General features: G+C 60.7%; 8 protein-coding genes. 2 read left to right on the top strand and 6 right to left on the bottom strand.

Annotated features, from left to right (window positions below; genetic code table 11):
* Nucleotides 1–69: 69 nt before the first annotated feature.
* The gene (locus JDW18_RS06465; RefSeq protein WP_218242875.1) at nucleotides 70–2,361 is read right to left on the bottom strand and encodes a TonB-dependent hemoglobin/transferrin/lactoferrin family receptor; all 2,292 of its coding nucleotides are present in this window, start codon (nucleotides 2,359–2,361) and stop codon (nucleotides 70–72) included.
* 371 nt (nucleotides 2,362–2,732) lie between these two features.
* Between JDW18_RS06465 and JDW18_RS06460 the strand changes: the two genes are divergently transcribed.
* Nucleotides 2,733–4,043 carry an NRAMP family divalent metal transporter gene (locus tag JDW18_RS06460; protein WP_218242874.1) on the top strand — a complete coding sequence of 437 codons (1,311 nt, stop codon included), beginning with the start codon at nucleotides 2,733–2,735 and terminating at the stop codon, nucleotides 4,041–4,043.
* 91 nt (nucleotides 4,044–4,134) lie between these two features.
* Here the strand turns inward: JDW18_RS06460 and ahpF are convergent, their stop codons facing one another.
* The gene (gene ahpF / locus JDW18_RS06455; protein WP_218242873.1) at nucleotides 4,135–5,691 is read right to left on the bottom strand and encodes an alkyl hydroperoxide reductase subunit F; all 1,557 of its coding nucleotides are present in this window, start codon (nucleotides 5,689–5,691) and stop codon (nucleotides 4,135–4,137) included.
* A 175-nt stretch (nucleotides 5,692–5,866) separates the two neighbouring features.
* Nucleotides 5,867–6,445 carry an alkyl hydroperoxide reductase subunit C gene (gene ahpC / locus JDW18_RS06450; RefSeq protein WP_218242872.1) on the bottom strand — a complete coding sequence of 193 codons (579 nt, stop codon included), beginning with the start codon at nucleotides 6,443–6,445 and terminating at the stop codon, nucleotides 5,867–5,869.
* A 397-nt stretch (nucleotides 6,446–6,842) separates the two neighbouring features.
* Here ahpC and bfr point away from each other — a divergent pair, with 397 nt between their 5' ends.
* The gene (gene bfr / locus JDW18_RS06445; protein ID WP_218242871.1) at nucleotides 6,843–7,319 is read left to right on the top strand and encodes a bacterioferritin; all 477 of its coding nucleotides are present in this window, start codon (nucleotides 6,843–6,845) and stop codon (nucleotides 7,317–7,319) included.
* Between the two features lie 61 nt (nucleotides 7,320–7,380).
* Here bfr and JDW18_RS06440 read toward each other — a convergent pair whose 3' ends face one another.
* The 3 genes from JDW18_RS06440 to JDW18_RS06430 all read right to left on the bottom strand — a co-directional run bounded on the left by JDW18_RS06440 (nucleotide 7,381) and on the right by JDW18_RS06430 (nucleotide 12,483).
* Nucleotides 7,381–8,337: an alpha-E domain-containing protein gene (locus JDW18_RS06440; RefSeq protein ID WP_218242870.1), complete on the bottom strand. Its 957-nt coding sequence runs from the start codon at nucleotides 8,335–8,337 to the stop codon at nucleotides 7,381–7,383.
* Nucleotides 8,337–9,797, bottom strand: coding sequence for a circularly permuted type 2 ATP-grasp protein (locus tag JDW18_RS06435; protein WP_218242869.1), 1,461 nt, complete (start codon nucleotides 9,795–9,797; stop codon nucleotides 8,337–8,339). The genes JDW18_RS06440 and JDW18_RS06435 overlap by 1 nt, the downstream gene beginning before the upstream one ends.
* A 160-nt stretch (nucleotides 9,798–9,957) precedes the next feature.
* Entirely contained in the window at nucleotides 9,958–12,483 is a 2,526-nt protein-coding gene (locus tag JDW18_RS06430) for a DNA internalization-related competence protein ComEC/Rec2 (RefSeq protein WP_218242868.1), read from the bottom strand.
* Between the last annotated feature and the right edge of the window lie 121 nt (nucleotides 12,484–12,604).

The raw sequence follows: 12,604 nt of genomic DNA, 5'->3' as shown, positions 1-12,604 counted from the left end.
ACACTCCCGCAGTTTTTTGAGTCAAAACAGCCTCAGGCGCTTATGCATCATGCGCCGTCAGCTACAAAATCAGAAGTCCTGAACCAGAGACACGCGCACATTGCGGCCCGGCTGGCTGTAAGCGTCAGCAATCTGTGTGGTGCCCGTCAGGCCACGCACATCAGCCCAGCGCCAGTACTTTTTGTCGGTCAGGTTGTAGACGCCCACATTCAGGCGGGTGCCGGGACGAATGCGCCATTGCGCGCTCAAATCCACCACCGTGGCCGACGGGCTGAGCCAGGCACCGGCTGCAGCGTCCTTGGCCTTTTTGCCCGCCCAATGCGACGCGCTGAGCTGAACTCCAACGGTAGATCGGTCATAGCGCACGCCCAGCACAAACTGCTGCGGCGAGATGGTGTCCACCGGCTTGTTGGTGTTCTTGTCCGTGCCCTTGGTATAGCCGTAGGCAGCGTTGGTGCGCCAGTTACCGCCCGCAAACTGGCCCCAGTCGTAATCGGCCTTCAGCTCAAAGCCGCTGATATGCACGCGGTTCAGGTTGACGGACTGGAACACGGCCGGGTTGTTGCGGTCGCCGTACTGGCCTGCAACCTGCACCTGATCCTGAATGAAGTCCTTGTAGCGGCCCGTGAAGGCAGCAGCATCCAGGCGCAGCGCATTCAGGCGACCACGCAGACCCAGCTCGAAGGTGTTGCTCTTTTCGGGCTTGAGATCAGGATTGGGAATGCTTTTGTAGAAGGCCAGCGGGTTTTCGAAGAAGGCATTGATCTGCCCTGCATTCGGCGCCCGGAAGCCCGCGGCGTAATTGCCATACACCGACCAGGCATCGTTCATCTGAAACATGGCGCCCAGCTTGGGCGAGATGGCTGAATCCGAATTGCTGACCACCGTGCCACCGAAGCCCTGCTGCTTGGGCTTGATGCTGTAGTGCTCGGCACGCACGCCGGGCGTCAGGCTGAAAGCGCCGTAATGCAGCTCAGCCTGCGCAAACAGCGCCGTCGAGGTTTCGGTGGTGTCGGGGAAGCGCTTGAGCGGGAAGCTCTCGCCCGCTGGCGGGGTGATGCCGTCCTGCGTGTTGACCACCTTGCCGCGCAGATAGTCCACACCGTAGGTGAACTTGCCACTGGAATTGGCGCCCCAGCGCAGCGTCTTGCCGGCCTGAGCATGCAGCTGCAGCGCATCTTCGTCATAGGTCACATCGCGTTCGCGATAGGCCAGCGGCGGGGTACGGGTTTCGGTCACGAACTCACGCGAGTCCGAGCTCTGATAGCTGGCCATCAGCTTGATCTCGTCGGCCAGCGCCGTATTCAGATCGCGCCACTCGCCCTGCCAGCTGGCACGCCAGCGCTTCATGGTGGTTTGCGCCTGCGAATCGGTCACCGTGGCCGAGCGTGCGCTCAGCAAATCGTAGTCGGCGTGCTTGTCCACGTTTTCCAGCGTGAACACATGTTTTTGCACAGCCGATGGTGTGTAGACCAGCCGGCCCAGCAGCGAATGGCTTTTGTCTTTTTCCGGGTTGGGCGTGGTGCGCAATGCGCCGTTTGCGCTATTGCTGCCCATGTTTTCCAGCGCACTTGAGCGGCCAATACCGGCAGACACCAGCCAGCTCCATTCAGGGCTGGCGCGCCCGGCAATCGTCGCACCCACGCGCTTGCCGTTGTCCGAACCGTCATAGCTGGCCGAAACGCGGCCGCCAATGGTCTTGCCATCCTTGAGCAAATCATCGGGCTGCATGGTGATGAAGTTGACCAGGCCGCCCATGCCATCCGAGCCATACAGCGCAGGCACCGAGCCGCGCAGCACTTCCACGCGCTGCACCAAACCCAGATCCAGATAGTCACGACCAAAAGAATTGGCGCTGAAGGTGTAGCTGCGCGGCAGGCGCACGCCATCCACTAGCATCAGCACGCGGTTGCCATCCAGACCACGAATGTTGAAGCCACTGTTCTGATCGCGCCCGGTGGATAAACCCGCCAGCGAAAAGCGCGCCGGGCTGCGCGCCACTTCCACGTTGGGCAGCTTGGTAGCCAGCTCGCGAATGTCGCCAATCTGGTCTTCCTCCATCTGCTTGGCGTCGATGACGTCCACCGTCATGGGCAGGCTGTCGGCATCTTGCTCATCACGCGATGCGCTGACCACCACATCGCGCATCACGGGCGCATTGCGGTCAGCGTGGGCTGCTGCAATTTGGATAGCGGTATTTGCTTGTGCAACCTTGACTGCAGCGCTATTGGGCTCAGGTTGCGCCTGCTGAGCCTGCACTGCGGTCGTGGCACAGACGAGCGCACAGGCCAATGCCAGCGGATGAATGACAGATGGAAAAGACGCCTTGAAACAGGCGCGCTCAGCAGCAGCTGATGCCATACAGAAAACCCTCTCGATTCATTGAATGGATAAGAGCTGGCTTCTGGTTAGCGGCGCGGATAGGAAGTCCGTTGCTGGCTACTGCATGTGCTGGCTGATTGGTGCTTAGTATATGCGAATAATTCTCAATAACAAATTAAAAATACTTTACCCATTCTTTTCATGAATGCAGAGATCGGCCACTTGCGAGCGCTTTGCCGCAGGTTCATGATCCGCCCTGTCTGCATTTCCTGTTGATTCACCATGTCCCCTGACCGAAGTCACGGGGCCACCTCACTCCAGCGCTGACACCTCGGCGGCAAGGGGTGTGAGAGGGCCCTTTAAAAGCCGCCATTCGCAGCCTGCTGCCGCAGGTCTGCAGGAAGTGAGTCATGTCACATTTCACCCCAAAATTTCTGCGCGGGTCTGTGCTGGTGCCTCGCAGCATCGCCGCCGCACGCCGTCTTGGCCCAGGTCTTATCACCGGTGCAGCCGATGACGACCCCAGCGGCATTGCCACCTATTCGCAGGCCGGTGCGCAATGGCGCTTTGGTCTGGTGTGGATGCTGCTGGTGACCACGCCGCTGATGATTGGCATTCAGATGCTGTCTGCCCGCATTGGCTGGGCCACGGGCCGTGGGCTGGCCGCCAATATGACGGCGCTGTGCCCCCGCTGGCTGACCCGCAGCCTGATCGCGCTACTGGTGGTGGCCAACACCATCAATATCGCAGCCGATATCGGTGCCATGGCTGAGGCGGCGCGCCTCATTGTGGGCGGCAACCCCATGCTGCTGAGCCTGTTCTTCGGCGCCATCTGCCTGCTGGCTCAGGTGCTTTTTTCGTATGAGCGCTCGGTGCGCCTGCTCAAGTGGCTCACGCTTTCGCTGCTGGCCTATTTCGCCGTGGTGATGGTGGTGCATGTGCCGCTCAAGCAAATGGCGATTGAATCGATACAGCCCTGGAAATTTTTCCCTGCAGGTGCATCGCTGCGCGACTACGCTGCCATGGTGGTTGCGGTGCTGGGCACGACCATTAGCCCCTACCTGTTTTTCTGGCAGGCCGCGCAGGAAGTCGAAGACCAGCGCCTGCTGCCTGATGCCCGCGCACTGCGCCAGATTCCGGCTTATGTCCAGGAACACCTGGCCCGCATACGCATGGACACCACAGTGGGCATGCTGCTGTCCAACGGCGTTGCGCTGAGCATTGTGGTGGCCACTGCCGTCACACTGAATCTGCATGGCATCACAGAGATTCAGACCTCGGCACAGGCTGCCGAAGCGCTGCGCCCCGTGGCTGGAGATTTGGCTTTTACCGTGTTTTCACTGGGCATCATCGGCACAGGCTTGCTGGCCGTGCCGGTGCTCGCCGGTTCTGCCGCCTATGCCGTCAGCGACATGCTGGGCTGGAAGGCCAGCCTCTCGCATGATTTTCAGGAGGCACGCGGCTTCTACGGCCTCATCATTGCGGCCACGGGCCTGGGCACGGTGCTTGGCATGCTGGAGGTGGACCCCATCAATGCCCTGGTGTGGAGCGCGGTGGTCAACGGCGTGATCTCGGTGCCCATCATGGCTGTGATGCTGTGGCTGGGCCAGTCACCTCGCATCATGGGCGAGCTGACGATCTCCACCCGCCACCGCTTATTGGGATGGGCCGCCACCGCGTTGATGGGCGTCGCCGTGATCGTGATGCTGATGACGCTGTAAACCCAGATCACAAAAAAAGGACTGCGCCATGCAGTCCTTTTTTGATAGCTATCAGCGCTTTATCTACATACGCTTCAAGCCATTTTAATGCTTAGTTGCGAATCAGGTGATCGAAAGCCGACAGCGCAGCCGTAGCACCAGCACCCGCAGCAATCACGATCTGCTTGTAAGGCACCGTGGTGCAGTCACCCGCAGCAAACACGCCAGGCAGATTCGTCTGGCCCTTGGCATCCACCAGGATTTCGCCAAACTTGCTCAGCTCGACGGTGCCCTTGAGCCATTCGGTGTTGGGTACCAGACCGATCTGCACAAACACGCCTTCCAGTTCAACCTGGTGCTCAACGCCCGTCGTGCGGTCCTTGTAGCGCAGGCCGTTGACCTTGCCGCTGGCACCGGTGATTTCGGTAGTCTGGGCATTGGTGACCACGGTCACATTGGGCAGGCTGTGCAACTTCTTGACCAGCACGGCATCGGCCTTGAGCTGATCGGCAAATTCCACCACCGTGACATGGGCCACCAGACCCGCCAGGTCAATCGCCGCTTCGATGCCGGAGTTACCGCCGCCAATCACCGACACGCGCTTGCCCTTGAACAGGGGGCCGTCGCAGTGGGGGCAGTAAGCCACGCCCTTGTTCTTGTACTCGGCTTCGCCGGGCACATTCACATTGCGCCAGCGGGCACCCGTGGACAGAATCACGGTCTTGGCCTTGAGCGAGCCGCCGTTGGCCAGTTGCACTTCCACCAGACCGCCAGGCTGCGCTGCGGGAATCAGCTTCTCGGCACGCTGCAGGTTCATGATGTCCACATCGTAGGCACGGGTGTGGGCTTCCAGCGCTGCGGCAAACTTGGGACCGTCGGTTTCCAGCACGGAGATGTAGTTCTCGATGGCCAGCGTGTCGTTGACCTGACCGCCAAAGCGCTCAGCCGCCACGCCAGTGCGAATGCCCTTGCGCGCTGCATACACAGCCGCTGCGGCACCAGCGGGGCCACCGCCGATCACCAGCACGTCAAACGCTTCCTTGGCCGAGATCTTCTCGGCTTCACGCGCTGCCGCACCGGTATCGAGCTTGGCCACGATTTCTTCGATGCTCATGCGGCCCGAACCGAACACGGAGCCGTTCATGAACACCATGGGCACAGCCATGATTTCGCGCTCGGTCACTTCCTTCTGGAAGGCGCCGCCTTCAATCACCGTGGTCTTGATCTTGGGGTTCAGGATGGCCATCAGCGACAGGGCCTGCACCACATCGGGGCAGTTGTGGCAGGTCAGGCTCATGTAGACCTCGAAGTTGAAGTCACCGTCCAGCGCCTTGATCTGGTCGATCACATCCTGCTCCACCTTGGGTGGGTGGCCGCCTGTCCACAGCAGGGCCAGCACCAGCGAGGTGAATTCATGACCCAGGGGCAGACCCGCAAAACGCAGCTGGTTGTCAGCGCCTTCGCGCTTGAGCAGGAACGAAGGCTTGCGCGCATCGTTGCCATCAGTGCGCAGCGTGATCTTGTTGCTGCGCAGGGACTGGATGGTTTCCAGCAGATCGCGCATCTGGGCGCTGGTCTCGCTGTCATCCAGAGAAGCCACCAGCTCAAACGGCTGCTGCACACGTTCCAGGTAGGCGGCGAGTTGGGCTTTGAGTTGATCGTCGAGCATGGTGGATTCCTATCAATTTTTGAGTTGTTGATGCCGTGCAGCAAAGGCCTTGAAGCCATTTGCCCGCCCATAAAAGCAAAAACTGGGCGTAAAAAAACCGGACGGACAGGCACCGGGTGCCTGATCGTCGTCCGGCTTTGAGAGCGCTTTCGCGCTCAGCCGATATTAATCAGGCTTAGATCTTGCCAACCAGGTCCAGCGAAGGAGTGATGGTGTTGGCGCCTTCCTTCCACTTGGCGGGGCACACTTGGCCAGGGTTGGCGGCGGTGAACTGAGCAGCCTTCAGCTTGCGCAGAGTTTCGGACACGTCACGAGCGATTTCGTTGGAGTGCACTTCCATGGTCTTGATCACGCCTTCGGGGTTGATCACGAAGGTACCGCGCAGAGCCAGACCTTCTTCAGCAATGTGCACGCCGAAAGCGTTGGTCAGCTGGTGGGTAGGATCGCCAACCAGGGGGAACTGAGCCTTGCCCACTGCGTCGGAGGTTTCGTGCCACACCTTGTGCGAGAAGTGGGTGTCGGTCGTCACGATGAAGACTTCGGCACCGGCCTTCTGGAACTCGGCGTAGTTGTTGGCTGCGTCTTCGATTTCGGTAGGGCAGTTGAAAGTGAAAGCAGCAGGCATGAAGATCACAACAGACCACTTGCCCTTCAGGCTCTCTTCGGTCACGGTGATGAATTCACCCTTGCCGTTACGGTTCACGTAAGCTTCGGTCTTGAACGGTTGAACTTGCGTATTGATCAGAGAAGACATTTGCTGTTTCCTTGTGGTTAGTGTTGATGACAGGATGAAGTTTAGGTCGACTTTTTCAATTGATCCAATCAATTGATTGAATCAATTCAATTTGATAAATCTATCAAACCCTGTTCCAGTGATTCTGAGGCCAAGCTGCGCATCGCTTTGCAGCTCAGCTTTGTATTGTGGTCCGAATCTGCCCGCTTCAAGCCAATAGTCCTTCAATCACGCTCATAGCTTTTGTTGTCATCAGCCTGTCAATAAGCAAAGGCGCGCCAGTGACCGCACAAATCGTAAGCTAAACGAGAACACGCCTCATATGCAGCCAATGCGCCAGAGCGTGGACTTTATTGATCTGTCGCATAAAGCAGCGACAATCTCTGCAACACAACACCCGCCAAAGAAGGAGTCCCCCATGAAAGGTGATGCACAAGTTATTTCCTGGCTGCAAGCCCAACTCAAGAACGAGCTGACCGCCATCAACCAGTACTTTCTGCACTACCGCATGTACAAGCACTGGGGCTTCGACAAGCTGGCCAAGAAGGAATACGAAGAGTCCATCGGCGAGATGAAGCACGCCGACTGGCTGATGGACCGCATCTTCATGCTGGACGGCCTGCCCAATCTGCAGGATCTGGGCAAGCTGCAGATCGGTGAAGACGTGCCAGAAGCTCTGGCCAGCGACCTGCGCCTGGAGCAAGCCGCCCAGCAAACCATCAAGGACGGCATTGCCCACTGCGAATCCGTGCGTGACTATGTCTCGCGCGATCTGCTGCAAAAGATTCTGGACGACACCGAAGAGCACATCGACTTCCTGGAAACCCAGATCGACCTGATCGACAAGGTGGGCTCGCAGAACTATCTGCAGTCGCTGATGGGCGAGATCGAGTAACTCAACGGTTACCCATAAAAAAGCGGTCCCTGATGGACCGCTTTTTTTGCGCCAGTTGGCTCTAGCTTGGCATCAGGAAGTCATGGCTGATGCCCGAGCCCAGATCACTGATACGGTCCAGAAACTGCGTGAGGTAAGCATGCAGTCCGGTAGTCAGTATCTCGTCGATGCGCCCATATTGCAGATCGGCAAGCAGGCGCCCCGCCTTGCGCTCGGTTTCCTGCGAGTGGTCGTTGGACACACGCTCCAGGTTCTTGACCACTTCGCGCATGCTGGCCAGCAGCGAGCGCGGCATGTCCACCCGCAGCATCAGCAACTCGGCCACACGCTCTGGCGTAATCACGTCGCGATAGACCTTGCGATAGACCTCAAAGGCCGAGACGCTGCGTAGCAGCGCGCTCCAGTGATAGAAGTCAAAGTTAGCCATGCCCCGCCCGCGCGGCATGCCGTGGTAGTCGCGCTCAATGGCGTGAAACTTCACATCCAGCAGACGGGCGGTGTTGTCGGCTCGCTCCACAAAAGTGCCCAGTCGCACAAAGTGCAGGGCCTCGTCCTTGAGCATGGTACCCAGCGAAACGCCGCGCCACAGATGCGAGCGGTATTTGACCCACTCAAAGAACTGCGCCGGGTCTTTCTTCCAGCCACCTTTGCTGAAGTTGCGCTGCAGCGCCAGCCAGGTCTGGTTCTGCGTCTCCCACGACTCGGTGGTCAAAGCGCCGCGCACGGCGCGGGCGTTCTCTCGCGCAGCTTTCAGGCAGGCGAAGATGGAGGAAGGGTTGGCCTCATCGGAGACCATGAACTCCAGCACCGTCTCCTGATCTACCGTGCGATAGCGATCCATGAACGAAGGCACCAGCTCGCTGATGGACAGCACGCTGTGCCAGCCGCGCTCGGCATCGCGAATGCTCTGGGGCAGCATGGCGGTTTCGTAGGACACGCTCAGCATTCGAGCGGTGTTCTCCGCCCGCTCGGTGTAGCGAGACATCCAGTAGAGATGATCGGCGGTACGACTCAGCATCAGCGGCCTCCCTCTTGTTCTTCCAGCACCCAGGTATCTTTGGTGCCACCGCCCTGAGATGAGTTCACCACCAAAGAGCCTTCCTTGAGCGCCACACGCGTCAGGCCACCAGCGATCATGTTCACTTCTGTGCCCGTCAGCACAAAGGGACGCAAGTCAATATGGCGCGGCGCAATGCCGGCATCCACCATGGTTGGACAGGTGGACAGGCTCAGCGTGGGCTGGGCAATGTAGTTGCTCGGGTTGCCCACCAGCACACGGCGGAAGTCTTCGATCTCGGCCTTGGTTGCCGCCGGGCCAATCAGCATGCCGTAGCCGCCTGCGCCGTGCACTTCCTTGACCACCAGTTCGTGCAGATGATCGAGCACGTATTTGAGGTCATCACTCTTGCGGCACAGCCAGGTTGGCACGTTCTGCAAGATGGGCTCCTCACCCAGATAGAAACGAATCATCTCCGGCACATAGGGGTAGACGGATTTATCGTCAGCCAGCCCTGTGCCTACGGCGTTGCAGATATTGACGTTACCAGCGCGGTAGGCGCGCATCAGGCCCTTACAGCCCAGCGTTGATGTGGGGCGGAAAACTTCGGAGTCGAGAAAGTCATCGTCCACACGGCGGTAGATCACATCCACGCGCTGCAGGCCCTGCGTGGTGCGCATATAGACCACGTCTTTTTCCACCACCAGGTCCTGCCCTTCGACCAGCTCCACCCCCATCTGCTGAGCGAGGAAGGCATGTTCGAAATACGCGCTGTTGTACATGCCGGGCGTCAGCACCACGACGGTGGGTTCGGCCACACCGGGCGGGGCGCTGGCACGCAGCGTATCGAGCAGCATGTCCGGGTAATGGGCGACAGGCGCCACGGCGTGCTTGCTGAACAGCTCGGGGAACAGACGCATCATCATGCGGCGGTTTTCCAGCATGTATGACACGCCGGAAGGCACGCGCAGATTGTCTTCCAGCACGTAGTACACGCCGTTGCCCGCCGCATCGGGGGCTCGCACGATGTCTATGCCTGCAATATTGGCGTACACATCGTTGGGCACCTTGATGCCCTCCATCTCCGGGCGGTACTGGCTGTTGCCCCGCACCAGCTCCTGCGGAATCAGGCCTGCGCGCACCATGTCCTGGCCGTGATAGCAATCGCCGATAAAGCGGTTGAGGGCCGTCACGCGCTGGGCCAGCCCGGCCTGCATGCGGCTCCACTCCTGCGAGGGAATCACACGCGGAATCAGGTCGAACGGAATCAGGCGCTCGGTGCCCGCGCCGCTCTCATCCTTGTCGCCATAGACGGCAAAGGTGATGCCCACGCGGCGAAACACGATTTCCGCCTCTTCGCTGCGCGCACGCAGCAACTCGGGCGACTGCCTGGAAAGCCACTGCGCGTAGTCCCGATAGTGCTCTCGCACCGCGGCATTCGGGGCAGCGGGGTCCAGATACATCTCATCGAAGGTGCGCATTCCAATCCTCTCGTTCACGGTGGCTGCGACATACCGCCACGCTCGTTTCAGTTTAGCCACGTCTGATGCCGGCCCGGACCAGTCAGGGACCAGCAAACAGCACCTGTCTGCGTCCGCCAGAAGCTGACAGAACACATCATGCAAGCCCCGTGCCAGTTTCTCAAGGGGTGCCTGATTCCATCGCTTTCACAGGCCGTGCATGCACATCCCAATAGCGCGGCTGACGCTGTCTTTCACACTGCAAATCCAGCGGCTTTGCCGAAGACCACAGCGCTGCCCCACATCCATCCTGCAGCACCAGCGATGTGCCCGCTGCAACGTAACGCTGGCTGACTTCCGCCACCGGGTGTCCAAAACGATTGAGATACCCTGCCTGCACCACCGCCCAGCGCGGCCTGAGGCTTTGCACCCATGCTGGGGTGGATGATGTCTTGCTGCCATGGTGGGGCACCAGCAACCAGTCCACCGCCGTCATCTGGCCAGACTGCAGCAATTGCTGCTCCTGAGCAGCTTCGATATCTCCTGTCAGCAATGCCACACGCCCGGAGGCCGAACGTATGCGCAGCACACAGCTGGCAAAGTTGGGCTTGAACTTGCGCCCGTTCAGCCACGCATCGCCAGCCGGTGGGTGCAGCACTTCAAAATCAACGCCCTCCCACTGCCAGCGCTGCCCCTGCGTGCAAAGCTGCACCGGCGCCAGAGCCGCGAGCGGCGCATCGTCCACAACCGAGCTGGAGCCCATGACCTTCAGCCCAGGCTGCGCCGCTTTCACGGCCAGCGCCCCGCCGGTGTGGTCCAGATCGCGGTGGCTGAGCAGCATGGCGTTCAGCCGCAGGCCTTGCGCCGCCATCAGCGGCAGCAGCACCCGTTCCCCCGCATCGCTGTTGCGGCTGTACTGCGGCCCCGCGTCATACAGCATGCGGCGCCCCGCCGTGCTGATGACGACGGCATTGCCCTGGCCAATATCTGCGGCCAGCAGCTCGAACTCGCCCCATTGCGGCCACTGCACCGGCCAGCACAGCGCAGGCAGCGCCAGGCCTGCCGATGCCAGACGCAGCCGCCAGGGCAGCGGCGCAATCAGCAACAGCCCCGCCACAATGGCCAGCACGCTGGCCCACCAAGCAGGCTGCGGCAGGGCCCAGACAGCCCAGGGCAACTGCGCCAGCCACTGCAGCAAAGCCATCAGGGGCAGCATGGCAGCCGCGGCCCCTGCTGCCGCCACCGGCACAAGAGCCGCCAGCAAGGCCAGCGGTGTAACCACCAGAGTCACCCAGGGAATGGCGATGAGATTGGCCAACAGCCCCACGATGGAAACCTGCCCGAAAAGCAGCAAAGCCAGCGGCGCCAGTGCCAGAGAGATCAACCACTGCTCACGCCACAGCGCTGCCAGCTTTGAGGCCCATTTCGAAGAAAATCCACCTTCCGCGCTTTGTTCTCCTGGGCTTGCAGCTCTGTTATCTGTAGCAAGCAGCACACCTACAGCCACAAAGCTCAGCCAGAAGCCTGCCTGCCAAAGCGCCCACGGGTCAGCCACCAGCACCACGGCCAGCGCCAGCAGCCACACGCAGGGCCAAGGCCAGCGCACGCCCAGCCATTGCAATGCTGCCACCACCGCCAGCATGCAGACCGTGCGCTGCGCGGGCAGGCCCCAGCCGCTGAACATGGCGTATGCCGCTGCCAGCAGCACGCCAGCCAGCAAAGCCACGCGTGGTGCGGGCAGCCAGCGGCAGGCTGTGGCACTGAGCCGCCACAGCCGCCCCACCAGCAATGCAGCCAACCAGGCAAACATGGTGATATGCAGCCCTGAAATACTCATCAGGTGCGATACGCCCGTCTGGCGAAACAGCGCCCAGTCATTGCGCTCTATGGCCTGCTGATCGCCCACGGCCAGTGCGGCCACCACACCCATGGCCGCCTGCTGCCGTTGCGGCTCAAGTGCGGGAAACCATTGCTGCAGTTGCGATGTCTGCCCACGGATGCGATCGCGCAACCACTGGCGCCAGCGCTGCAGCCGATATGAAGCCCCCTGCTCCAGCCATTGCGGCGCAGGCTGATCGCGCACATAGCCCGTGGCCTGCACGCCCTGCTCCCATGCCAGCAGCTCGTAATCAAAACCATGCGGGTTTCGCGCGCCGTGGGGCCGCTTGATGCGCACCGTAAAGCGCCAGCGCTGGCCAGGGCGCAAGGCCTGCCCCTGCGCCCATGCAGGAATCAAGGGCTGGCTGGCATCCAGCTCCTTGCCATAAGGCCCGTACCAGGACAGTTCCATCAGCGGTGGCAAACCTTCCACGCCGCTCGCCGCCTGATCGACCTCAAAACGCCAGCGCTGCCCGTTGCTGGTGTTTTGCAGCATGGAAGCGATACGTCCCTCCACCACCAGATCCACCGTCTCCAGCGCCTTAGGCAGGGTCTGCGCCAGATAGTCGTGCGCCCGCCAGCCTGTCATGCCTGCCACGCAGCAAGCCGCACTTGCCAGCAAAAGCCACCAACTGAGCCAGGGCCGAAGACGCCGCCTGAGAACCAGCAGCGCAATCAGCAGACCCAGGCCCAGCAGCAACTGGTACGCCGACAGCCGCCACAGCTGCGGCTGCGTGACCTGCCATGACGCGCCCAGCACACAGCCCCATAGCGGCGCCAGCCATGAAAGGCGAACGCGCTCGGCGGGCGGTGTGGGCACAGAGTTCATGCCCCATGCTAGATGCGCGAATCAGCGCCCACGATTGCGGCTATCCCTGCCTGCGTCCATGCCGTGCGCCGCCTGAGCCATGCCAGCGCTGGCCTGTGTCAAACTCGGTCATCTTTCATCT

The organism is Comamonas fluminis (genome assembly GCF_019186805.1).
Classification (GTDB): Bacteria; Pseudomonadota; Gammaproteobacteria; order Burkholderiales; family Burkholderiaceae_C; genus Comamonas; species Comamonas fluminis.
The sequence above is the reverse complement of the archived record's forward strand: the minus strand, read 5'-3'. Positions and strand labels throughout refer to the sequence as shown.

Excerpts from the sequence above, each read along its gene's own strand:
- JDW18_RS06465 (WP_218242875.1), bottom strand. The coding sequence starts at position 2,361 with ATGGCATCAGCTGCTGCTGAGCGCGCCTGTTTCAAGGCGTCTTTTCCA.
- JDW18_RS06460 (WP_218242874.1), top strand. The coding sequence starts at position 2,733 with ATGTCACATTTCACCCCAAAATTTCTGCGCGGGTCTGTGCTGGTGCCT.
- ahpF (WP_218242873.1), bottom strand. The coding sequence starts at position 5,691 with ATGCTCGACGATCAACTCAAAGCCCAACTCGCCGCCTACCTGGAACGT.
- ahpC (WP_218242872.1), bottom strand. The coding sequence starts at position 6,445 with ATGTCTTCTCTGATCAATACGCAAGTTCAACCGTTCAAGACCGAAGCT.
- bfr (WP_218242871.1), top strand. The coding sequence starts at position 6,843 with ATGAAAGGTGATGCACAAGTTATTTCCTGGCTGCAAGCCCAACTCAAG.
- JDW18_RS06440 (WP_218242870.1), bottom strand. The coding sequence starts at position 8,337 with ATGCTGAGTCGTACCGCCGATCATCTCTACTGGATGTCTCGCTACACC.
- JDW18_RS06435 (WP_218242869.1), bottom strand. The coding sequence starts at position 9,797 with ATGCGCACCTTCGATGAGATGTATCTGGACCCCGCTGCCCCGAATGCC.
- JDW18_RS06430 (WP_218242868.1), bottom strand. The coding sequence starts at position 12,483 with ATGAACTCTGTGCCCACACCGCCCGCCGAGCGCGTTCGCCTTTCATGG.